General features: G+C 67.7%; 21 protein-coding genes. 6 read left to right on the top strand and 15 right to left on the bottom strand.

All coding sequences use genetic code 11. The features are described from left to right. Positions 1-18: 18 nt before the first annotated feature. From M2282_RS17265 to M2282_RS17250, 4 genes are read right to left on the bottom strand one after another with little or no spacing between them, the layout of a single operon-like run. The gene (locus M2282_RS17265; protein WP_280810003.1) at positions 19-438 is read right to left on the bottom strand and encodes a MaoC family dehydratase; all 420 of its coding nucleotides are present in this window, start codon (positions 436-438) and stop codon (positions 19-21) included. Between the two features lie 14 nt (positions 439-452). Continuing rightward, positions 453-893 (bottom strand): MaoC family dehydratase N-terminal domain-containing protein, encoded by a 441-nt coding sequence (locus tag M2282_RS17260; protein WP_280810002.1) that lies wholly within the window; start codon positions 891-893, stop codon positions 453-455. Positions 894-903: 10 nt separating this feature from the next. Continuing rightward, positions 904-2,088 (bottom strand): lipid-transfer protein, encoded by a 1,185-nt coding sequence (locus M2282_RS17255; RefSeq protein WP_280810001.1) that lies wholly within the window; start codon positions 2,086-2,088, stop codon positions 904-906. Positions 2,089-2,123: 35 nt separating this feature from the next. Beyond that, entirely contained in the window at positions 2,124-3,683 is a 1,560-nt protein-coding gene (locus M2282_RS17250) for a long-chain-fatty-acid--CoA ligase (RefSeq protein ID WP_280810000.1), read from the bottom strand. A gap of 138 nt (positions 3,684-3,821) precedes the next feature. Between M2282_RS17250 and M2282_RS17245 the strand changes: the two genes are divergently transcribed. Next, positions 3,822-4,886 (top strand): AraC family transcriptional regulator, encoded by a 1,065-nt coding sequence (locus M2282_RS17245; RefSeq protein ID WP_280809999.1) that lies wholly within the window; start codon positions 3,822-3,824, stop codon positions 4,884-4,886. Here M2282_RS17245 and M2282_RS17240 read toward each other — a convergent pair. From M2282_RS17240 to M2282_RS17210, 7 genes are all read right to left on the bottom strand, one after another. Beyond that, positions 4,883-5,995, bottom strand: a complete 1,113-nt coding sequence (locus M2282_RS17240) for an acyltransferase family protein (protein ID WP_432422911.1) — start codon at positions 5,993-5,995, stop codon at positions 4,883-4,885. The two genes, M2282_RS17245 and M2282_RS17240, sit on opposite strands and share 4 nt — an antisense overlap. A 49-nt stretch (positions 5,996-6,044) precedes the next feature. Continuing rightward, positions 6,045-7,007 carry an NAD(P)H-dependent flavin oxidoreductase gene (locus M2282_RS17235; RefSeq protein ID WP_280809997.1) on the bottom strand — a complete coding sequence of 321 codons (963 nt, stop codon included), beginning with the start codon at positions 7,005-7,007 and terminating at the stop codon, positions 6,045-6,047. A 79-nt stretch (positions 7,008-7,086) separates the two neighbouring features. Continuing rightward, positions 7,087-8,877 (bottom strand): acyl-CoA dehydrogenase, encoded by a 1,791-nt coding sequence (locus M2282_RS17230; protein ID WP_280809996.1) that lies wholly within the window; start codon positions 8,875-8,877, stop codon positions 7,087-7,089. 74 nt (positions 8,878-8,951) lie between these two features. Further along, complete coding sequence (locus M2282_RS17225; RefSeq protein ID WP_280809995.1) at positions 8,952-9,884, bottom strand: electron transfer flavoprotein subunit alpha/FixB family protein; 933 nt, start codon at positions 9,882-9,884, stop codon at positions 8,952-8,954. A gap of 2 nt (positions 9,885-9,886) precedes the next feature. After that, positions 9,887-10,636 (bottom strand): electron transfer flavoprotein subunit beta/FixA family protein, encoded by a 750-nt coding sequence (locus M2282_RS17220; RefSeq protein ID WP_280809994.1) that lies wholly within the window; start codon positions 10,634-10,636, stop codon positions 9,887-9,889. A 133-nt stretch (positions 10,637-10,769) separates the two neighbouring features. Continuing rightward, positions 10,770-12,050 (bottom strand): mechanosensitive ion channel family protein, encoded by a 1,281-nt coding sequence (locus M2282_RS17215; RefSeq protein ID WP_280809993.1) that lies wholly within the window; start codon positions 12,048-12,050, stop codon positions 10,770-10,772. 95 nt (positions 12,051-12,145) lie between these two features. Then, a complete protein-coding gene (locus M2282_RS17210; protein WP_280809992.1) occupies positions 12,146-13,099 on the bottom strand; it encodes a histone deacetylase family protein in 954 nt (317 codons plus the stop codon). Between the two features lie 80 nt (positions 13,100-13,179). Between M2282_RS17210 and M2282_RS17205 the strand changes: the two genes are divergently transcribed. The 5 genes from M2282_RS17205 (at position 13,180) to M2282_RS17185 (ending at position 19,536) form a co-directional block, all read left to right on the top strand. Beyond that, on the top strand, positions 13,180-14,100 hold the full coding sequence (locus M2282_RS17205) for an AAA family ATPase (protein ID WP_280809991.1): 921 nt from the start codon (positions 13,180-13,182) through the stop codon (positions 14,098-14,100). Continuing rightward, on the top strand, positions 14,097-15,074 hold the full coding sequence (locus M2282_RS17200; RefSeq protein ID WP_280809990.1) for a DUF58 domain-containing protein: 978 nt from the start codon (positions 14,097-14,099) through the stop codon (positions 15,072-15,074). The genes M2282_RS17205 and M2282_RS17200 overlap by 4 nt, the downstream gene beginning before the upstream one ends. 655 nt (positions 15,075-15,729) lie before the next feature. Continuing rightward, positions 15,730-17,751, top strand: coding sequence for a DUF3488 and transglutaminase-like domain-containing protein (locus M2282_RS17195; protein WP_280809989.1), 2,022 nt, complete (start codon positions 15,730-15,732; stop codon positions 17,749-17,751). A 53-nt stretch (positions 17,752-17,804) separates the two neighbouring features. Further along, positions 17,805-18,908: a lytic murein transglycosylase B gene (gene mltB, locus M2282_RS17190; protein ID WP_280809988.1), complete on the top strand. Its 1,104-nt coding sequence runs from the start codon at positions 17,805-17,807 to the stop codon at positions 18,906-18,908. A 4-nt stretch (positions 18,909-18,912) separates the two neighbouring features. Then, the gene (locus M2282_RS17185) at positions 18,913-19,536 is read left to right on the top strand and encodes an HD domain-containing protein (protein ID WP_280809987.1); all 624 of its coding nucleotides are present in this window, start codon (positions 18,913-18,915) and stop codon (positions 19,534-19,536) included. 16 nt (positions 19,537-19,552) lie between these two features. Here the strand turns inward: M2282_RS17185 and M2282_RS17180 are convergent, their stop codons facing one another. Genes M2282_RS17180 through M2282_RS17165 form a run of 4 tightly spaced genes read right to left on the bottom strand, consistent with a single transcriptional unit; the run spans position 19,553 to position 22,576 of the window. Further along, the gene (locus M2282_RS17180; RefSeq protein WP_280809986.1) at positions 19,553-20,083 is read right to left on the bottom strand and encodes a hypothetical protein; all 531 of its coding nucleotides are present in this window, start codon (positions 20,081-20,083) and stop codon (positions 19,553-19,555) included. Continuing rightward, positions 20,080-21,153, bottom strand: coding sequence for a beta-ketoacyl synthase N-terminal-like domain-containing protein (locus M2282_RS17175; protein WP_280809985.1), 1,074 nt, complete (start codon positions 21,151-21,153; stop codon positions 20,080-20,082). Before M2282_RS17175 ends, M2282_RS17180 begins: the two co-directional genes overlap by 4 nt. Next, complete coding sequence (locus M2282_RS17170; protein WP_348541740.1) at positions 21,150-21,380, bottom strand: acyl carrier protein; 231 nt, start codon at positions 21,378-21,380, stop codon at positions 21,150-21,152. The genes M2282_RS17175 and M2282_RS17170 overlap by 4 nt, the downstream gene beginning before the upstream one ends. A 38-nt stretch (positions 21,381-21,418) precedes the next feature. Then, the gene (locus M2282_RS17165) at positions 21,419-22,576 is read right to left on the bottom strand and encodes an ABC transporter permease (protein WP_280809983.1); all 1,158 of its coding nucleotides are present in this window, start codon (positions 22,574-22,576) and stop codon (positions 21,419-21,421) included. Positions 22,577-22,600: the final 24 nt, after the last annotated feature.

Raw genomic sequence — 22,600 nt, 5'->3', positions numbered from 1 at the left:
TTTCTTTCGTGGAATGGATCAGCGCAGCGCCACCAGCGCCTCGCCGGCGATGCGCGCCTGGCCGTACTGGTTGGCGCTCTGCACCTCGACGCGCACGCAGCGCTCGCCGTTGTGCTCGAGCTTCTCGACCACGCGGCCGGTGCAGCGCACCGCATGGCCGATGTGGGTGATGCCCTGGAAGCGCACGTCGAAGCGGCGCAGCTGCGATTGCGGCGCCCACTGCGTGAGCAGCCGGCCGAGCCAGGCCATGCCCAGCATGCCCTGCGCGAACACGTCGGGCATGCCGGCCCTGCGCGCGAAGTCGGTGTCGATGTGGATGGGGTTGTGGTCGCCCGAAGCACCTGCGAAGAGCGCGAGCGTGGTACGGTTGACGGGCGCAAGTTGCAGCGGCGGAAGTTCGTCGCCGATCTGGATGCTGTCGTAGGTGGGGGTGGTCATCGCGCGTTCTTTCTTCAGTGGCGGCAGACGATCACCGTGCGCAGTTCGGCCACGAGTTCATCGCGCTGGTTGGTGGCGCGCGAGGTCTTCACGACGAATTCGAGCGCGCCGTTCTTCTTGTCGTAGATGTCGCTGATGGTGGAGCGCACCGTCACCGTGTCGCCCACGCAGGCGGATCGGTGGTAGCTGAAGCTCTGCTCGCCGTGCAGCAGCTTCGAGAGCGGAATCTGCAGATCGTCGAGCATCTGGCTCGAGGCGCCCGAGTCCAGCTCGGCCGCAAAAAGGAAGGTGGGCGGCGCGGGCAGGTCGGGGTAGCCGGCATCACGCGCGGCAGCGGCATCGGTGTAGACCGGGTCGGTCTCGCCGATGGCCTTGGCGAAGAACTGCAGCCGCGTGCGCTCGATGGGCAGCACCGAGGCGGGCAGTTCGTGGCCGATCCATTTCTTGTCGATCATGTGTTTCCCTTCAAACGCGTTCGTAGAGCGTGACCACGCAGGCGCCGCCCAACCCGAGGTTGTGCTGCAGCGCCATGCGCGCGCCTTCGACCTGGCGTTTGTCTGCCGTGCCGCGCAGTTGCTGGACCAGCTCCGTGCATTGCGCGAGCCCTGTCGCCCCGAGCGGATGGCCCTTCGACAGCAGCCCGCCCGACGGGTTGGTCACCACCTTGCCGCCATAGGTGTTGTCGCCATCGACCACGAACTTCTCCGCGCCACCGACCGGGCAGAGGCCCAGCGCTTCGTAGCTCAGGAGTTCGTTGTGCGCGAAGCAATCGTGCAGCTCGACCACGTCGATGTCCTGCGGGCCGACGCCTGCCGCGTCGTACACCTTCTGCGCGGCTTCCTGCGCCATGCTGAAGCCGACCACCTCGCGCATGTCGCGGCTCTCGAAGGTCACGGCGCGGTCGGTGGTCATGGCCTGCGCCTTGATGCGCACGCTGCGGTCCAGGCCGTGGCGTTCGGAAAAGCGCGGCGAGCAGACGATGGCCGCGGCCGCGCCGCAGGTGGGCGGGCAGGCCATGAGCCGCGTCATCACGCCGGGCCACATGACGGGCGCGGCCATCACCTCGTCTTCGGTGACGACGGTGCGGAACAGCGCGACCGGGTTGTTCGACGCATGGCGGCTCGCCTTGGCGCGGATCTTCGCGAAGGTGGACATCTGCGTGCCGTACTGCTGCATGTGCGCGAGACCCGCGCCGCCGAAGTAGCGCAGCGCGAGCGGCACCTGCTCGTTGCCGACCAGCTCGTCGGTGATGGTCTCGAAATTGTCGAAAGGGCTCGGGCGGTCGTTGAACACCGCGCCCAGCGCCCCCGGGCTCATGTGCTCGAAGCCCAGCGCGAGCACGCAGTCGGCCGCGCCGCTGGCCACGGCCTGGCGCGCGAGGAACAGCGCGGTCGAACCGGTCGAGCAGTTGTTGTTGACGTTGACGACCGGGATGCCGGTCATGCCCACTTCGTACAGCGCGCGCTGGCCGGCGGTGGAGTCGCCGTACACGTAGCCCACGTAGGCCTGCTGGATCAGCTCGTAGCCGATTCCCGCATCCTTGAGCGCGGCATTCGTGGCGTGCGCGGCCATCTGCGGATAGGGCTGGTTCGCGCCCGGCTTGGTGAAGGGGATCATGCCGACCCCGACCACGTAGACGTCTTGACTCATGAAGGTTTCCTGGAGGTTGTTTGAATTGAAAAGGCTCAGGCCACCGCACGCTGGCGGTCTTGCCAGAAAGGCTCGCGCAGCCTGGTCTTGAGCACCTTGCCCGCGCCCGAGAGCGGCAGCGCATCGACGATGGCCACGCTGCGCGGGCACTTGTAGCCCGCGATCAGCGCCTTGCAGTGCGCGATGAGCTCGTCGTCGCGAATGCCTTGCCCGGGCTTGAGCACCAGCGCCGCATGCACCGCCTCGCCCCACTCCTCGCTCGGGATGCCGATGACCGCGCAGGCCGCCACCGCGGGATGCTGGGTGATGGCGTTCTCGACCTCGGCCGAGTAGATGTTCTCGCCGCCGCTGATGATCATGTCCTTGAGGCGGTCGACCACGAAGATGTAGCCGTCGCCGTCCATGTAGGCGCCGTCGCCGGTGTGCATCCAGCCGTCGCGGATGGCGGCTGCGGTCTGCTCGGGCTTGTTCCAGTAGCCCTGCATCACGTTGGGCCCGCGCACCGCCACTTCGCCCACGGTACCGCGCGGCGCCTCGGTGCCGTCGGCATCGACGATGCGCACTTCGGTGCAATAGCTCGCGCGGCCGGCCGAGCGCAGCTTGCCGAGCTTGCGGCCCTCGGCCGTGTGGTTGCGCGCGGGGTTGATGGTGGCCAGCGGCGAGAGCTCGGTCATGCCGTAGGCCTGCACGAAGTCCACGCCCGGGAAAGCATCCATCGCACGGTTGAGCACCGCCTCCGAAATGGGCGATGCGCCGTAGGTGATGCACTTCAGGCTCGCGAGGTCGCGCGGCTCGCGCATCGCAGGATGGTCCACGAGCATCTGGATCATCGTGGGCACGAGCAGGATGTGGGTCACGCGATCTTTCTCGATGGCGTCGAGCACGCCCTCGGGACTGAACATCGGGATGATCGAATGCGTGTTGCCTTCGAGCCAGTGCGGCGTGGCCAGCCCCATGTCGGCCAGATGGAACATCGGCGCGGCATGCAGGTAGCAGCCGCCGGGGGGTGCCAGGTGCTCCGCATGCAGCGCGAGGCCCGAGCTGCACATGTTGGTGTGGCTGAGCATCACGCCCTTGGGAAAACCGGTGGTGCCGCCGGTGTAGAAGATGCCGGCCAGGTCTTCGTCGCGGCGGGCGGCATCGGGCACGGGCGCGGATGTGTCGAGCAGTGCCTCGTAGCCGTGCATGCGCGCGGGCAGCGCGCCGTCGCCGCAGTAGATCACCTCGCGCAGGCTCGTGGCCTGTTCGCGCATCTGCTCGACCATGGGGCGGAAGGTCTGGTCGACCAGGAGGATGGTCGAGCCCGAGTCCTCCAGCGAATAGAGGATTTCCGCAGCCGACCATCGGATGTTGCAGGGGTTGAGCACCCCGCCGCCCCAGGGCACGGCCATCTGGTATTCGAGGTAGCGGGCCGAGTTGAGCGAAAGCATCGCCACGCGATCGCCCGTCTGCATGCCCAGCTTCTGCAGCGCGCCCGCGAGGCGCGCAACGCGTTCGCCGTATTCGCGGAAGCCGAGGGTGCGGCCGGCAAAGCGCACGGCCGGTTTGTCCGGGTGCTGCTGCAGGCTGCGGTGAAGCGACTGGGTGAGGTACATGCAATGTCTCCGTCTCTTTCTTGTGTTGCCGGATGGTAGAAATCCGGCCCTCACCGGACCATTGCGCTTCGCTTCGATCGCATTGCAGAAAACGTCAATCGACACGGTGGCCTGCTTGGTGTCTGATCGCCCGGTCCCATGCTGCAACCACCCGTCACCATTCCGATCGCCTTTGTCGAGGGCATGCTTTCGGGCATCCGCGCCCGGGGCGCCGATGCGCCCATCGACATCGGCACCGCGCTGGAAGACGCTGGCATCGCGCCGTCACTGCTCGAAGAAACGGCCGCCCGCGTGACCGCCGAGCAATACGTGGCGCTGTTCGCGCTGCTGATGAAGCGGCTGGACGACGAGGCCCTGTGCTTTCTCACGCGGCGCCTGCGTTGCGGCAGCTTCGCGCTGATGCTGCGTTCCACGCTGGGCGCGCCCACCTTCGAAGTGGCGCTGCGCCGGGTGGCGCACACCTTCAGCCTGCTGCAGGACGACCTCTCGCTGGTGCTGCTGCACGAAGGTCCGCTCGCCGGCTTCGGCCTGCAGTTGAACAACATGCAGGCGCCGCACCAGAACTTCCTGCACGAGTTGATGCTGCGGGTGTACTGGCGGCTCTTCGCATGGCTGCACGGCGGACGGCTGGTGGCACGGCGTTTCGATTTCGGTTTCGAGCTGCCGCCCTATGCCGATGGCTACGCCAAGGTGTTCCCCGGCCCGCTGCAGTTCGGCCAGCCGCTGTCGGCCGTGTGGTTCGACGCCAGCGCGCTCGCCACGCCGGTGCACCGCGATGCGCACGCGATGCAGGTCTTTCTCGCGGCCTCGCCGGCCAACGTGATCCTGCCCCGGCTGGCCGAGCAGGCGGTGAGCGCGAAAGTGCGTGCGGTGTTGCAGCAGAACCGGCCGGCGTGGGCCGACCTCGCGACCACGGCGGGCAGCCTGCACATGTCGGTGAGCACCTTGCAGCGCCACCTGGCGACGGAAGGCACGTCGTTCCAGTCGCTGAAGGACCAGCTGCGGCGCGACGTGGCCATCGTGCGGCTCAACACCAGCAGCGTGCCGCTCGCGGCGCTGGCCGAGGAGTTGGGCTTTGCCGACAGCGCGGCGTTCCAGCGGGCCTTCAAGACCTGGACCGGCGGTGCGCCAGGGTCGTACCGATCGGCAGTGGCGCGCGCGGCGCCTCGTGCAGGCAACGGCCCGCCCGCTGGCTCAGGCTAGAGCGAAACGACGATGCCGCTGACCAGCAACGCAGCGAAGAGCGCGAACACGCCGCGCCACGATGCCGGGCGCGACTCCACCCAGCGGTAGAGCAGCGCAGCCGCGGCCACCGAAAGGCCGAAGGTCGCCACCATGCCCAGCAGGTCGAGCCACGGCCCGTGCGGCGCGAGGTTTGCCACGAGGGCGTTCATGGCGAGAAGCACCGGAAAGTGGATCAGGAACAGCGAGTACGACATGCGCCCCAGGCGCTGCAGCGGCACCGCCAGCACCGGCCACTTTGCCGGCGACAGCCAATGCCAGTGCTGCGCGAGCGCGATCAGCAGCGCTGTCACCAGCGCCGTCGCGATGCGGCTGCGCCATTCGACCGCCAGCGCCCCCGCCCCCATCAGGAGCAGCAACGCGACCGCGCTTTGCCAGGTGCTGGCCCGTGTCGCGCGGCCGATCCAGAAAACCAGCATGCCCAGCCCATAGGCACCGAAGAAATAAAGCGCGGTGCCGTCGAGGCTGGCGTTGCGGTTGAAGAGCACCAGCGAGCTCACGGCCAGCGCGAGCACCAGCAGCACGGGCATCCACCGCGACGACGGATTGGCAGTGCTGCCCGGCGTCGGCGGGCTCAGCATGGCCGGAAGGCCCACGAGCACCAGCGCCAGCGCGAACAGCTGGAAATCGATGGCCACGTACCAGACGCCGGTGGACAGCGACTCGTAGCCCAGGAGGTCCTGCAGCAGCAGCCCATGCGCAAACAACTGGCCGATGCTCGGCGATGCCGGCACCACGTCTTCATCGAGCCACGGCCGCACCAGCGCGGCCACCAGCACGCAGACGGTGAGCGCAGCCAGGTACGGCATCACCAGCCGTCCATAGCGCTGCAGGATGCGCGCGATGGGCCGGTCGACGCGCAACAGGCCGTCCGGCGCCAGGCTCGCCGCCGCGAGGAAGCCCGCGATCACGAGGAACACCTGCACTGCGAGCCGGCCGTCGTCGGCCAGCCAGCCGAAGAAATCGGGCGCGAGCCCGTACGCGCCCGCGGGCATCGGCCCGTAGCGCGAGAGGTGGTGTCCGACGATCACCGCGCAGGCGAGGCCCTTGGCCACGTCGAGCAACGGCATGCGCCCTGGCGAAGAGGACGCGATGGCAGGAGCCATGGTCAGCCGTCGCTCAAAGAGCGAGCCGTTGCCTTGCTTCCTGGTATTCGCGCTTGAGCTTGTCAATGAAGGCCGCGGCGCTGGCCACCTCGGTCACGGCGCCGATGCCCTGGCCCGAGCCCCAGATGTCTTTCCAGGCCTTGGCCTTGCTGCCGTCGCCGCTCGCGAAGTTCATGGTCTTGAGATCGCCTTCGGGCAGGTTCGCGGGGTCCATGCCGGCCGCGACGATGCTGGGTGCGAGGTAGTTGCCGTGCACGCCGGTGAAGAGGTTCGAATAGACGATGTCGTCCGAGTTGCCGTCCACGATCGCCTGCTTGTATTCGTCGCTCGCACGCGCCTCTTCGGTCGCGATGAAGGCGGTGCCGATGTAGGCGAAATCCGCACCCATGGCCTGCGCCGCGAGCACCGCACCGCCGGAAGCGATGGAGCCCGACAGCGCAATGGGGCCGTCGAACCACTGGCGGATTTCCTGTACCAGCGCGAACGGGCTCTTCACGCCCGCATGGCCGCCCGCACCGGCTGCCACGGCGATGATGCCGTCGGCACCCTTCTCGATCGCCTTCTGCGCGAACTTGTTGTTAATGATGTCGTGCAGCGTCACGCCGCCGTAGCTGTGCACCGCGTCGTTCACGTCGGTGCGCGCGCCCAGCGAGGTGATGACGATCGGCACCTTGTACTTCACGACCATCTCCATGTCGTGCTCCAGGCGGTCGTTGCTCTTGTGCACGATCTGGTTGATGGCGAAGGGCGCGGCGGGCTTGTCGGGGTTGGCCTTGTTGTAGGCCGCGAGTTCTTCGGTGATCTCGATCAGCCACTCTTCGAGCTGCGCCGCGGGGCGCGCGTTGAGCGCGGGCATCGAGCCGACCACGCCGGCCTTGCATTGCGCGATCACGAGCTTGGGGTTGCTGATGATGAACAGCGGCGAGCCGATGATCGGCAGCGGCAGGTTCGCGAGGACGGGGGGCAGCTTGGACATTTTGTCTCCGGAAATGGATTCGGTTTTATAAGAGAAGGAGGCCCGTGCCGCCGGTCAGATGGGCGACACGGAACCTGACTCAGAACGCGTCGAGGGCCAGCGCCGTGACGCTCTCGGCGCCATCGACGATGCTGTCGCGGATGCCCGGCACCTTGTTGAGGATGTGCTCGGCGTAGAAGCGCGCGGTCGTGATCTTGGCGAGCATGAAGTCGGTGTCGAAGCTGCGCGAAGCGAGGTCTTCCGCAATGATCAGCGAGCGTGCCAGCTGCCAGCCAGCCACGAGGTTGCCCGCGAGCATCAGGTACGGCACGCTGCCCGCGAACACCGCATTGGGCGATGCCTTGGTCTGGCCCGCGACGAAGTCGACCACTTCGATGAAGGCTTCGCGCGCGGCCTTGAGGCGCTTGTGCACCGATGCGGCTGCGGCGCTGTCGCTCTTGGCGAGCTCGGCCTCGGTCTTCTCGATCTGCGCGGCGATGGCCTTGGCAGTCTGGCCGCCGTCGCGCGCGGTCTTGCGGCCCACGAGGTCGTTGGCCTGGATCGCGGTGGTGCCTTCGTAGATCGTGAGGATCTTCGCGTCGCGGTAGTACTGCGCCGCGCCCGTCTCCTCGATGAAGCCCATGCCGCCGTGCACCTGCACGCCGAGCGAGGTCACCTCCAGGCTCATCTCGGTGCTGTAGCCCTTGACCAGCGGCACCATGAATTCGTAGAAGGCCTGGTTCTGCTTGCGCGCATCCGCATCGGGGTGGTGGTGCGCGGCGTCGTAGGCAGCGGCGGCGACCGAGGCCATGGCACGGCAGCCTTCGGTGTAGGCGCGCATCGTCATCAGCATGCGCTTGACGTCCGGGTGATGAATGATCGGTGCGCTGGCGTTGATGGAGCCATCGACCGGACGGCTCTGCACGCGGTCTTTCGCGTAGGCCACGGCGTGCTGATAGGCCCGCTCGGCAATCGCGATGCCCTGCATGCCCACCGCGTAGCGGGCCGAGTTCATCATGATGAACATGTACTCGAGGCCGCGGTTTTCCTGGCCGACGAGGTAGCCGATGGCGCCACCGTGGTCGCCGTACTGCAGCACGGCGGTCGGCGAGGCCTTGATGCCCATCTTGTGCTCGATGCTCACGCAGTGCACATCGTTGCGTTCGCCTAGTGCACCATCCTTGCCGACCATGAACTTGGGCACCACGAACAGGCTGATGCCCTTCACGCCTTCGGGCGCGCCGGTCACGCGGGCCAGCACGAGGTGCACGATGTTCTCGGCCATGTCGTGCTCACCGTAGGTGATGAAGATCTTGGTGCCGAACACCTTGTAGGTGCCGTCGGGCTGCGGCTCGGCGCGGCTGCGCACCATGGCCAGGTCGCTGCCGGCCTGCGGCTCGGTAAGGTTCATCGTGCCGGTCCACTGGCCGCTCACGAGCTTTTCGAGGTACACCGCCTTCAGTTCGTCTGAGCCTGCGGTGAGCAGCGCTTCGATGGCGCCGTCGCTCAGGAGCGGGCACAGCGCGAAGCTCATGTTGGCCGAGTTGAGCATCTCGCCGCAGGCGGCGCCAATGGTCTTGGGCAAGCCTTGGCCGCCGAAGTCCGACGGATGCTGAAGACCTTGCCAGCCACCCGAGACGTACTGCGCGAAGGCGTCCTTGAAACCCGGCGTGGTGGTGACTTCACCGCCCTTGAACGACGAGGGGTTGCGGTCGCCTTCGATGTTCAGCGGCGCCACCACGTCCTGGTTGAAGCGCGCGCACTCCTCGAGCACGGCCTGCGCGGTTTCGAGGCCTGCGTCCTCGAAGCCGGGCAGCTTGGCGATCTCGCCGATGTTGGCCAGGTGCTCGATGTCGAACAGCATGTCCTTGAGGGGGGCGGTGTAGCTCATGTCTTGTCTCCAGATACAGCGGATACGAAAAGGGCATCGCGAACGATGCCCTCCGGCTCAATGCGGCGATGCGGTCAGAGCGCCTTCACCAGTTCGGGCACGGCCACGAACAGGTCGGCCACGAGGCCGTAGTCAGCCACCGAGAAGATCGGCGCTTCCTCGTCCTTGTTGATCGCCACGATCACCTTGGAGTCCTTCATGCCGGCCAGATGCTGGATCGCGCCCGAGATGCCCGCTGCGATGTACAGCTGCGGCGCCACGATCTTGCCGGTCTGGCCCACTTGCCAGTCGTTCGGGGCGTAGCCTGCATCGACGGCTGCGCGGCTGGCGCCCAGGCCTGCGTTGAGCTTGTCGGCCAGCGGGGCCATCACTTCGGTGAACTTCTCGGCGCTGCCGAGGGCACGTCCGCCCGAGACGATGATCTTGGCGGCCGTCAGTTCGGGGCGTTCGCTCTTGGTGACTTCGCGGCCGACGAAGCTCGACTTGCCGCTATCGGCTACGCCTTCAGCGGTTTCGACGGTGGCGCTGCCACCCGTTGCTGCGGCTGCATCGAAGCCGGTCGTGCGGACCGTGATCACCTTGGTGGCATCGCTGCTCTGCACGGTAGCAATCGCGTTGCCGGCATAGATCGGGCGCTCGAAGGTGTCGGGGCTGACAACCAGGGTGATGTCGCTGATCTGCGCCACGTCCAGCTTGGCGGCCACGCGCGGGGCGACGTTTTTGCCGTTGGCGGTGGAGGGGAACAGGATGTGGCTGTAGTTGGCCGCAATCGCGAGGACTTGAGCAGCGACGTTTTCAGCGAGGTTCTCGGCCAGGCTCGGGCTGTCGGCCACGATGACCTTGGTGACGCCCGCGATCTGTGCTGCGGCCTTGCCGGCTTCAGCGGCGTTGGCACCGGCCACCAGCACGTGAACATCGCCGCCGCAGGCCAATGCAGCAGTCACGGTGTTGAGGGTCGCGGGCTTGACGGTCGCGTGGTCGTGTTCGGCAATAACAAGTGCGGTCATGTTCAGATCACCTTCGCTTCGTTCTTCAGTTTGTCCACCAGCGTTGCCACATCAGGCACCTTGATGCCGGCACCGCGCTTGGGCGGCTCGCTGACCTTCAGGGTCTTCAGGCGGGGCTTCACATCGACGCCCAGGTCTTCGGGCTTGAAGACATCGAGCTGCTTCTTCTTGGCCTTCATGATGTTGGGCAAGGTGACGTAGCGCGGCTCGTTCAGGCGCAGGTCGGTCGTGATGACTGCGGGCAGCGTGAGGGTCAGCGTTTCCATGCCACCGTCGACTTCGCGTGCAACGGTGACCTTGTCGGCGGCCAGGTCGACCTTGGAGGCGAAGGTGGCCTGGGGCACGTCTGCGAGTGCAGCCAGCATCTGGCCGGTCTGGTTCGCGTCGTCATCGATGGCTTGCTTGCCGAGGATGACGAGCTGGGGCTGTTCCTTGTCGACCAGCGCCTTCAGGAGCTTGGCCACGGCCAAGGGTTGGAGCTCTTCGGTCGTTTCGACCAAGATGCCGCGGTCCGCACCGATGGCCATCGCGGTGCGCAGGGTTTCCTGGCACTTGGCATCGCCGCAGGAGACGGCGATCACTTCGGTGACCATGCCCTTCTCTTTGAGGCGAACCGCTTCTTCGACAGCGATCTCGTCGAAGGGGTTCATGCTCATCTTGACGTTGGCAATGTCCACCCCGGTGCCGTCGCTCTTGACGCGCACCTTCACGTTGTAGTCGACGACCCGTTTGACAGGTACAAGAACCTTCATTGACTTGACTCCATTGGATTGCAAAAAGGGGGCTTCGAGGGCAGCCGATCATTCTAGGACGCGACCTTTGCAGCCTCTCCGTTCTTCCTGTAGGCACCACCTGCCTAAAAAGAACGATCGTGCTTTTTCACGATTATAAAACAGCGTCGGGGGCTGGCGCCATTCCCGCCGGCAAAGATTCCACGCGGAGCACGCGCTGCGGGTAAGGAATGTCAATTCCCGCGCCACGCAGCCCTTCGAGAATCGCGATGTTGATGGCCGAGCGCAGGTTGTCCTTGCCCTTGTCCGGATCGGCCACCCAGAAATGCAGGCTGAACTCCAGGCCGTCGGGCGCGAAGTTCACGAGATAGGCCACAGGCGCGGGGTCGGTCATCACCCGCGGCTGCGCCTTGGCCGCCTCGCACAGGACGGCCTGCACCTGCGCCACGTCGCTCTCGTAGCCCACCACGATGTTGGTCGTGATGTTGAACTTGCGGTCGGCCAGCGAGAGGTTTTCCACCCGGCTGGTGATCAGCGATTCGTTCGGCACGATGGCCTCGCGCCCGTTGCCCGCGCGGATGAGCGTGTAGCGGGTCTTGATGTCGGTGATGCGGCCTTCGAAGGTGTCGACCTTCACGTTGTCCCCGATGCGGATCGAGCGCTCCAGCAGGATCACGAAGCCGCTCACATAGTTGGCCGCCAGCTTCTGCAGCCCGAAGCCCAGGCCCACGCCGAGCGCACCGCCCAGCACCGAGAGCGCCGTGAGGTCCACCCCCACCGCCGACAGCGCGAACAGCAAGCCGATCAGCAGCAGGAAGGCGCGCACCGCGTTCGACGCAACCTTGCGCATCGACAAGTCGGTGACGGCCTCGCGCAGGATGCGCTTTTCGATGGTCGAGGCGATCCACAGCGCGATCACCAGCACCAGCCCGGCCGACAGCACGCCCTGGAAGATCGTCTGCACGCTCACGCGCGTCTTGCCGAAGGCCAGCGTGATGTTGTCCAACTCGGCCAGCACGGGCGGCAGGAGCCCGACGATCCAGAGCACGGCCGCGATCCACGCGAGCCACGAGATCGTGCGCTCGATCAGCCGCACTAGGTTGGAGGTGGGAAACACCGCCCTGAGCACCCGCGCGAACAGCCGGATGACCGCCAGCGACAGGAACACCGACACCGCGATGCGCAGCACCAGCACCGGCTGAAAATCAATCACCACGCGCCGTGCGAGATCGGTGAACACCAGCGACAGCAGCGGGAACAACAGGCCGTCGAAAGTGCTTTCGCCGAACCAGATGGAGTCCTTGGGCTGGTCGCGTCCGAACCATTTGCAGATGGCCCAGGCCAGGGCCACGCAGGCCACCAGCACGGTCAATTCGATGCCGATGCCGCGTGCATCGACCGCGCTCAGGCGTTGTGTGAAGTCGTTGAAGTTCATCAGTCCGGGGCCGTTCGGGCTGAGCTTGTCGAAGCCTTGCGCAGCGCTTCGACAAGCTCAGCGTGAACGGACTGTCTTTCGATCAGGAATTCGAATCAGAGGTCTGCGAGCACGCGAATGTGCGCTTCCACGCTGCGCGCGAGCGCATCGAGGTTGTAGCCGCCCTCGAGCACCGAGACGATGCGGCCGCGCGCATGGCGCCGGGCGACATCGCGGATGCGGCTCGTGATCCAGGCAAAGTCGTTCTCGGTGAGGCCGAGCTGGCCCAGGTCGTCGTCGCGGTGGGCGTCGAAGCCCGCGCTGATGAAGACCATTTGCGGGCGGAACTCCTCGAGCCGCGGCATCCAGGCGGCCTCGATCAGTTCGCGCACATCCATGCCGCGGGTGTAGGCCGGGATTGGCAGGTTCAGCATGTTCGGCGCCGGATGCTCAGTGCCGCTGTACGGATAGAACGGGTGCTGGAAGAAGCCGACCATCAACACGCGCGGATCGTTCGAGAGGATGTTCTCGGTGCCGTTGCCGTGGTGCACGTCGAAATCGACGATGGCCACGCGGTCGTAGCCGTGCACTTCGAGCGCATGGCGCGCCGCGATCGCGATGTTGTTGAAGAAGCAGAAGCCCATCGCCTGCTCGCGGCAGGCATGGTGGCCCGGCGGGCGCACCGAGCAGAAGGCGTTCTCGATGTCGCCGGCGATCACCGCGTCGGTCGCGGCAATGGCGGCGCCTGCGCCCCGGCGCGCGGCCAGCAGGGTGAAGCGGTTCAGGGAGGTGTCGGGGTCGAGCTGCGCGTGGTCGGGGCCGCCGGCGGGTTCGTCGGCCACCAGGCGCTGGTGAAGCTCCTCGAGATGCTCGACGTGCCCGACGCTGTGGGCCCGGGTGAGCTGCTCCAGCGTGGCCAGCGGCACGTCGCAATGCTCGAGCGCATCGCCGACGCCAGTGAGAAGCAGCCGGTCTTCGATGGCATCCAGTCGCTCGGGGCACTCGGGATGACCCCGGCCCATGTCGTGCTTCCAGAAGTCGCGGTGTGTGAAGTAGCCTGTCTTGCCCATGTGTCTCTGTCGCCACGTCTAGACCTCACGCGGCATGGGGCCGGCGGGTCTTACGGTATCGTTTGCATATGGATACAAATATGGACGTTGCTGCGAAGCTTGCCACTTTGCTGAGTCAGCTTAACACGGTGATCGTCGGCAAAGAGGCGCAGGTGCGCGACTGCGTGGCCTGCCTGCTCGCGGGCGGCCACCTGCTGATCGAGGATGTGCCGGGGGTCGGCAAGACCACCCTCGCCCACGCGCTCTCGCACACCTTCGGCCTGCAGTTTTCGCGGGTCCAGTTCACCGCCGACCTGATGCCGGGCGACCTGTCGGGCGTGGCGATCTACGACCGCGGCCAGCAGGCCTTCGTGTTCCACCCCGGGCCGATCTTTGCCCAGGTGCTGCTGGCCGACGAAATCAACCGCGCAAGCCCCAAGACCCAGAGCGCCCTGCTCGAGGCGATGGAAGAAAAGCAGGTCACCATCGAAGGCGAGACCCGCCCGCTGCCCACGCCCTTCTTCGTGATCGCCACGCAGAACCCGCAGGACCAGTTGGGCACCTTCGCGTTGCCCGAATCGCAACTCGACCGCTTCCTGATGCGCATCTCGCTCGGCTACCCCGACCGCGCCGCCGAGCGTTTGCTGCTCTCGAGCGCAGACCGCCGCGAGATGTTGGCGAGCCTTCCGGCGATGCTGACCGCCGGCGAACTCACCGCCATCCAGCAGCGTGTGCAGCAGGTGCATGCCTCCGACGCGCTGCTCAACTATGTGCAGGACCTGATCGCGGCCACGCGCTCGGGCCGCTGGTTCCTGCAGGGCCTCTCGCCGCGCGCCGGCATCGCGGTGCTGCGCGCCGCCAAGGCGCAGGCTCTGCTGGCCAACCGCAGCTACGTCGCGCCCGACGACGTGCAGTCCGTGCTGCCGCAGACGATCGCGCACCGGCTCACGCCCGTGGGCGATGCGGGCCGCGGTGCCGTCGAGCAGGTGCGCGCCATGATCGCGGCCGTACCGCTGCCGTGAATCCGGTCGGCGCCCTGCGCTCGCGCATCGACGGCTGGTTCCTGTCCCGACGGCCGCCGTCGGACACGCTGGAGCTCACGCAGCGCAACGTCTACATCGTGCCCACGCGGGCCGGCTGGACGCTGGCAGCCACGCTGCTGGTGCTGCTGGTCGCGTCGATCAACTACCAGCTCAACCTGGGTTATCTGTTGACCTTCTTGCTGGCCGGCAGCGTCGCGGTGGGGATGCATGTGTGCCACGCCACGCTGCGCGGGCTGGCCATGCGCATGATGCCGCCCGAGGCGCACTACGCCGGGGCCGCAGCCGTCTTCCGGGTCGTGCTGAACAACACGCGGCGCAGCGTGCGCTACGGCATCGGGATGGCGGTGCGCGGCAGCGGGCAATGGGCCTGGACCGACGTGCCGGCCGAAGGCGCTTCCACTGTGGAGATCGCCTTCAAGCCGGAGCGGCGCGGACTGCATCCGGTGCCGCCGCTCACCGCCGAGACGCGCTTTCCGCTGGGTACGTTTCGCGTGTGGACGGTCTGGCGGCCCGCGGCGCAGATGCTGGTGTACCCGACACCCGAGGCCCATCCGCCGCCGCTGCCGCCGGGCGAGCCCTTGTCGGGGCCGGCGGCCGCTTCTGCTGCGCTGCGCGCGCAAGGGGCTGGAGAGTACGACGGCGTGCGGGCGTACCGGCGGGGCGATCCGTTGAAGCTCGTGGTCTGGAAGAAGGCGGCGCGTGCGCAGGCGGCCGGGTCGGAGGACCTTGTCAGCCGGGACACGCAGCACACGCAGCGTGAAGAGCTCTGGCTCGATGCGCAGGTGACCGGGCTTGCGGATACCGAGGCGCGGGTGTCGCGGCTTTGTGCGTGGGTGTTGATGGCGGATCGGCTGGGGGTGGATTACGGGGTTCGGGTTGCTGGGCGGGTGGTGAAGCCTTCTCAGGGGGAGGCTCATAGACGCGCTTGCCTGGAGGCGTTGGCTTTATGTTGAGGTTTTGTGCGTTTTCTTTCCGGGGCCGGGTCTCGCCCCGGCAGGCGACTTACTTTCTTTTGCTTCGCCAAAAGAACGTAAGCAAAGAAAAGGCGACCCTGCTGTCTGCGTCCCTTCGCTTCGCTACGGGCAACCTGCGGTGCTCACGTTTCGCGGGGTCTCGCCCAAACTCGCTTCGCTCAAACAAGGGCGAGCCCTTGTCCGCGAAACGCTCCGCTCCTCGGCGCATACAGAAGGGCTTTCGGACGCGCCATCGCTGCGCTCGGCTTTCAAGACAGTACGGGCCGTCGCTTTGCTCGGCCCGGCCCAGCCCAGCCACTCACCAGACAACAGCCACCAATTCAAGGCGTGCACGCGCAAGCGCGTGCACGCCCTTCGGGCCGAGCGAAGCAATGGCCCGTGTGGTCTCCACCCCCCTCTGGCTGCGCCGAGGAGCGCAGCGTTTCGCGGATCAGGGCTCGCCGCTGTCTGAGCGAAGCGAGTTCGGCGAGACCCCGCGAAACGCGAGCACCGCAGGTTGCCCCGTAGCAACGCGAAGGGGTCGCAGACAGTGGGGTCGCCTTTCTTTTGCCTACTTTTCTTTGGCGAAGCAAAGAAAAGTAGGTCGCCCGCCGGGGCGAGACCCGGCCTCCGCCCTCAAAAAGAGGCACAAAGCATGAACAAGCTCATGCAAAAGCTCTACACCCTCCCAAGAGACGCCAGAGACACCCTCTTCCTCCTGGCAGTCATCGCCCTGATAGTCCTGCCGCAAGTAGAAAACCTGCCTTGGTGGTGCACAGTCCTGACAGCCCTGGTCCTTCTCTGGCGCGGCTCACTGGCCATGGAAGCGCGCCCCTTGCCCAGCAAGTGGTGGCGAATCGCCCTGCTCGCCCTGGCCCTGGCAGGCACCTACGCCACCCACCGCACCCTCCTCGGCCGCGACGCCGGCGTCACGCTCATCGTCATCCTGCTGGCCCTCAAGACCCTCGAGCTGCGCGCCCGAAGAGACGCCTTCGTCGTCTTCTTCCTGGGCTTCTTCGCAATGCTCACGAACTTCTTCTACTCGCAGTCGCTGCTGACGGCCTTCACGATGCTGCTCGCGCTGCTGGGCCTGCTCACCGCGCTGGTCAACGCGCACATGCCCGTCGGCAAGCCGCCGCTGATGCAGGCCGCGCGCACCGCCGGCTGGATGGCGCTGGCCGGGGCGCCGATCATGCTGGCGCTGTTCCTGCTGTTCCCGCGCTTCGCGCCCCTGTGGGGCACGCCGAGCGACGCAATGGCCGGGCGCACGGGCCTGTCGAACACGATGCGCGTCGGCACCATCGCCGAACTGGCGCTCGACGACGGCATCGCCGCCCGCATCAAGTTCGAGGACAACCGCGTGCCGCCGCAAAGCCAGCTCTACTTCCGCGGCCCGGTGCTCGGCCAGTTCGACGGACGCGAGTGGACAGCGCTGCCGTCGTGGCGGCGCGACGGCCAAGGGCCCGCCAACCTGCGCGTGACCGGCGAGCCCGTGCGCTACGAAGTCACGCTCGAGCCCAACAATCGCCCCTGGCTGCTGACTCTCGATGCGGCGCAGAAGCCCCCCGAAGCGCCCGGGCTCGAAGTCTTCGGCACGTCCGATCTGCAGTGGCTCTCGAACCGGCCGGTCACCGACCTGCTGCGCTACCGCGCCGAAAGCCATCCGCGATTCCAGAGCGGTCCGGTGCGCCGCGCGGGCGGGCAGCTGCAGGCCTACCTGGCGCTGCCCCCCGGCACGAACCCGCGCACCGCCGCGCTCGCAGCGGAAATGCGCAACGACCCCGCCCTGGCAGGCGCCGCCACGCCCGCCCTGGTCCAGGCCGCGCTGCGGCGACTGCGCACCGGCGGCTACACCTACACACTGGAGCCCGGCGTCTACGGCAACGACACGGCCGACGAATTCTGGTTCGACCGCAAGGAAGGCTTCTGCGAGCACATCGCCTCGGCCTTCGTGGTGCTGATGCGCAACCTGGGCATCCCCTCGCGCATCGTGACCGGCTACCAGGGCGGCGAACTCAACACCATCGACAACTACTGGACCGTGCGCCAGCGCGATGCGCACGCCTGGGCCGAAGTCTGGCAAGAGGGATCGGGCTGGGTGCGCGTGGACCCGACGGCTTCGGTCGCGCCCGGCCGCATCGGCCAGTTGCAGCGGCTCGTGCCGCAGCCGGGCCTTTTTGCCGGCGCCATCGGCGCGATGAGTCCGACGCTGGTGCAGAACCTGCGCGCCGCCTGGGAGGCGGTGAACAACGGCTGGAACCAGTGGGTGCTCAGCTACACCCAGAGCCGCCAGCTCAACCTGCTGAAGAACCTCGGCTTCGATGCGCCGAGCCTCGAAGACCTCGCCTACGTGCTGCTCTACCTGGTGATCGCCGCGAGCCTCGCCGGCGCGGGCTGGACGCTGTGGGAGCGCAGCCGGCACGACCCGTGGCTGCGCCTGCTCGGCCAGGCCCGCGCGCGCCTGGCGAAAGCCGGCTTGGCCGTGCCCGAGACCGCCCCGCCGCGCCAGATGGCGGCGCAGGCCGACGCGCGCTTCGGCGCCGCCGCGCAACCGGTGCGCGACTGGCTGCTGAAGCTCGAAGCCCAGCGCTACGCCGAGGTCGCGCCCGAGACGCTCGCCGCCCTGCGCGCGGAGTTCCGCCGCCTGGCCTGGCCCACCGCAAACCCACGCGGCTGAAACCACATGTGTCCCGCCGGCAGCCCCGCGCGGGCGGGCGGCACAATCGGCCGATGCGATTCTTTCTCCCCAAGCCCTCCCGCACCGCCGCCGCCATCGTTCTTCTCGCCGCTTGCTGCGCAGTGTCCACGGGGGCCATGGCACAGAAATCCACCACCAACGGCCGCAACGCCGCCACGAGCCCCGTTCGCGGCAGCATCCCCTACGCCACGCGCGACGACGCGATGCAATTCGCGGACGACGTGGCCGCACGCCGCGGCCTCGACCGCGAATGGGTTCGCGCCACCATCGGCAGCGCACGCTTCCTGCCCAACGTGCCGCGGCTGATGCTGCCGGGGCCGGTGGGCACGGTGAAGAACTGGCAGACCTACCGCAGCCGCTTCATCGATCCGGTGCGCATCGCGGCCGGCGTGCGCTTCTGGCGCGCCAACGCCGACACGCTGGCGCGCGCCGAGCAGGTGTACGGCGTGCCTCCCGAGATCATCGTCGGCATCATCGGCGTGGAGACCATCTACGGCCGCAACATGGGCAGCTTCCGGGTGATCGATGCGCTGGCCACGCTGTCGTTCGACTTTCCGCAGGGCCATCCGCGCGCGGCCGAGCGCGAGGCCTTCTTCCGCGGCGAGCTCGAGAGCTTCCTGAGCACCGAGAGCCGCACCGCCGAAGATCCGCTGGTGCCCCTGGGCAGCTACGCCGGCGCCATGGGCATGCCGCAGTTCATGCCCAGCAGCATCGCCAAGTACGCGGTCGATTTCGATGGCGACAGCCGCATCGACCTGGTCAACAATCCCGCCGACGTGATCGGTTCGGTCGCGAGCTACTTCAAGGGCTTCGGCTGGACACCCGGCATGCCCGCCACCTACCCGGTGCACTTCGAGGAAGCGCGGCTCAAGAAGGCCCTGCTGCTCGCGCCCGACATCCTCCCGACCTTCAGCGCCGACAGCTTCGTGGCCGCCGGCGCGGTGCCCGAAGGCGAGGGCCTGCGCCACAAGGGCCTGCTCGCGCTCATCGAGCTGCAGAACGGCGCCGACGCACCGCCGACCTACGTGGCCGGCACGCGCAACTTCTACGTGATCACGCGCTACAACTGGAGCAGCTACTACGCGATGTCGGTGCTCGACCTGGGCCAGGAGGTCAAAGCCGCGATGGAGCAATAGCCCCATGACGCCCGAGGCGCTGCTTGCCAACTGGGTCGATGTCTGGCGCGCCGTGGGCATCGCAGCGCCCGACGAGGCGCTGTGCGCCGAACTGCAGCGCCGCTACGGCGAGCCGCAGCGCCACTACCACACGATGCAGCACCTGGGCGAGTGCCTCGCATGGTTCGAACGCGAGAAGGCGCTGGCCGAACGCCCCGGCGAAGTGGCGCTCGCGCTGTGGTTCCACGATGCCATCTACGACGTGCATGCGCACGACAACGAAGCGCGCAGCGCCGACTGGGCGCGCGATGCCATGCGCAACGCGGGCGCGAACGATGAAGCCGCCGCGCGCGTGCATGCCCTGGTGATGGCCACGCGCCACGACGCCGTGCCCGAAGGCCGCGATGCAGAGTTGCTGATCGACATCGACCTCTCCATCCTCGGCGCCGGGCAGGCGCGCTTCGACGAATACGAACGCCAGGTGCACGCCGAATACGCCTTCGTGCCCGACGAGGTGCGGCTGCCGCGCAGGCGCGCGATCCTGCAGCGCTTTCTCGATCGCGAAGCGATCTACGCCACGCCCCGGATGCACGCGCTGCTCGAGGCCCGCGCGCGAGCCAACCTGCAGCGGTCCATCGCTGCAGCCTGAGGCCGCGGCGGCCACCTCAGGCCGGCACCAGCCGCCACCACTCGGTGCGCGGCAATTCCTCGTTGCGCTCCTCCTCGACGATGCCGAACAGCAGTCCGTCGCGGGAAGCACCCAGCTTCGACAGCTGCAGCAGACGCTCGGGATCGCGGCACAGCATGAAGCTCGCGTCGCCCTGCCATTCGAGGCAGCGGCCGACCTCGGCCAGCATCAGCGCGGGCTGGCTCTGCATGAAGGTGAAAGGCATCGGCAGCCCGGCATCGAGCTGTTCCAGCCCCGCATACGTGGCGCCCCATGCGCCGCGCTTGCTGGTCACGCGCAGGCGCGCACCCGGGGGCAATGCGGCCTCGTCCGCCGCATCGAGGCAGCGGCGCGCGCCATACATCGCGAGTTCGGTCCACAGGCCGACACGGCGCGGCCGGCGGCCCAGGCGCCTGGCCAGTTCGTCGCGCCAGTCCGCGGGCGGCGGATGAACGACGAAATGCGCGGCGGTGCGCCAGACGGTCTGGATGCCGGCAACCATGGCCATCTCCTGGGGTGCGGCGCTCATGCGTGGCAATCCCTGAGCATCAGCGAGGCATGCCCGCCGCCGAAGCCGACCACGTTGAGCAAGATGTTGCGCAGCTTCGCAGGCGCTTCGGTCGTCAGCGCGATGCCCAGCGTGTCGTCCAGCGGATAGTCGGTCGACGGCCACACGCCGCCCTCGATGCAGCCGACCAGCAGGGCCAGCTCGGCGGCGCCCGCGGCACCGAGCGTGTGGCCGAGCGACGACTTGAGCGACACCAGCGGCGGCAGCCGGTCGAACACCTGTTTGAGCGCCTCCACCTCGATCGCGTCGTTGACCGGACTGCCCGCGGCCTGCACCTTGATCAGGTCGATGTCATCGGGCCGCAGGCCGCTCTGCGCGAGCGCCGCCTGGCACATGGCACGCACCGCGCTGGCCTCGGTACCCGAGGGATTGCGCCCGTCGACCACGTTCGCGCCACCCGTGATGCGCCAGCGCGCCGGCCGCGAGCCCAGGCGCAGCGCGGCCACGGCCTCGCCGAGCACCAGCCCCCTGCGCTCCGCGCCGAAGGGCTGGGCGCTGCCCGGCGCGAGCAGCTGCATCGCACGAAAGCCGGCGGCGGTGAAGCGGTTGTCCAGTTCGGCGCCGAGCACCAGCGCTTCGTCGGCCCCGCCGCTGCGGATGAGGTCGGCCGCGGCCAGCAGCGCGTTGAGCGCCGAGGTACAGGCCGTGGAAATGGTGAAGACCGGGCCTTGCCAGTCGAGCGCCGCCGCGACGATGCCGGCGAAGTCCTGCAGGTCGCCACCCAGGCGCAGGTCCGGCTTCTCGTGCTCCATCTCGCCGACGTCGAGCGAGGAAGAGGCGACGAAGAGCGGTGCGGTGCGCGCGCCCCAGTCGCCGGTCTGCGCGACCACCTGGCGCACGGTGCGCCGCACGCGGTCGCGCCAGCTGCCCTCTTGCGGAGGCAGCTTGTAGACCATCCAGCCGACGCCGCGGGCAATGGACACGGGCGTCGGCGGCATGCCGCCGCGCCGCAGGGCATCGAGCGCACCGGGCATGTCGTTGCCGAGCACGGAGGCCAGCCCGGTGCCGGCCAGGTACACGCTCCCGCTCATGCCTTTCCCGCCTGCGCGAGGTGTTCCGCCAGATGGGCGATGGAAGTCAGCGCGCGGCGGGTTTCCTTGCTGTCCGGCATGCGCACGCCGAAGCGCTGCTGGATCGTCATCGACACCTGCAGGGCATCGAGCGAATCGAGGTCCAGCCGCGCCTCGGGGCCGAACAGCGGCTCGTCGTCGCCCAGGCCGCCGGGGGGCGCCTGTTTCTCGACGGCTTCGAGCACCATCGTCTTGAGGCTGGCAATGAATTCGGGGGTCACTGTACTCACGGTGTGCGCCTGCGAAACAGAAAGACGGCAAGAAGGAACATGGCCGCCGCGAACACGACCAGCCGGCCGATCTGCGGCAACGCATCGGCCACGCCGCCGCCGCGCAGCAGCACGGTCAGGAGCGCTTCGAGCCCCCAGTTCATCGGCGAGACCTCGACCAGCCGCTGCATGAAGCCCGGCATGACGAACTTGGGCACCATGATGCCGCCAGCGGCCGCCATCAGCACATTGACCATCGGCCCGAGCGTGGCGGCCTGCGCATGGGTTCGCACGAGGCATGCCAGCGCGAGCGACAGGCTCACCGCGGCCATGCTCACGGCTGCGAGCGAGAGCAGCAAGGCGCCCCAGTGGATGCCGGCGAGCGAGAGCGCATCGCCGCCGATCAGCGGCATGAACCAGATGCCGGCCGCGAGCATCAGCAGCGCCTGCAACGCATTCACGCCCAGGTACGGCAGGGCCTTGGAAGCCAGCAGCATCGTGCGCGAGACACCCAGGCTCTGCAGCCGGCCGAGCGCGCCCGAGCCGCGCTCCTGCACGAACAGGCTGGAGAGCGAGGCCACCACGAAGAACATGCCGAAGACCAGCCATGCCGGCACGTTCTGCTGCACCGAGGTGGGCCGCGGGCCCGCGGTGGCGAAGCGCTCGGCCTGCACCATCGCCTGGATGGAGGCATCGGGCGCCGGGCTCGCGGTGCCGGGCACCGCCAGCGCGAGGCGCGCCTTCAGTTCGCCCGATGCGCCGACGAGTTCCGCGCGCAGTGCGTTGAAGAGGTTGGCGTCGATGCCGGGTTCGGCCAGCAGCCGGATGTGCGCCTTCGTCGAAAGCGCAGCCGATTCCAGTTCTTCCGACAGGCCCGGCTCCAGCACGATCACGTACTTGAGCGCGCCGCTCCGCAGGCGCTCCTGCCAGTCCGCGGCCAGTGGCTGCGGCGCGCCGTGGCTGCGCTGCCAGATCTGCAGCAGCCATTTGGCGGGCGTGGCGGTGTCGCGCACATCGACGGCGTAGCTCAGCTCGGCGAGCGGCGGGCGGTAGATTTCCTTCAGCGTGAGCGACATCAGCACGATGAACACCATCGGCATGAGGAACAGCACCGCCAGCCCGTGCATGTCGCGCACGAGGGCGAGCAATTCCTTCCTGATGAGTGCGATGAGCATGGGTTCGGTCGGTCGGTCCGTCGA

Origin of the sequence: Variovorax boronicumulans, assembly GCF_029892485.1 — a bacterium.
Classification (GTDB): Bacteria; Pseudomonadota; Gammaproteobacteria; order Burkholderiales; family Burkholderiaceae_C; genus Variovorax; species Variovorax boronicumulans_B.
Note: the sequence above shows the minus strand (reverse complement) of the source record. Positions and strands in the feature narration are given on the sequence as shown.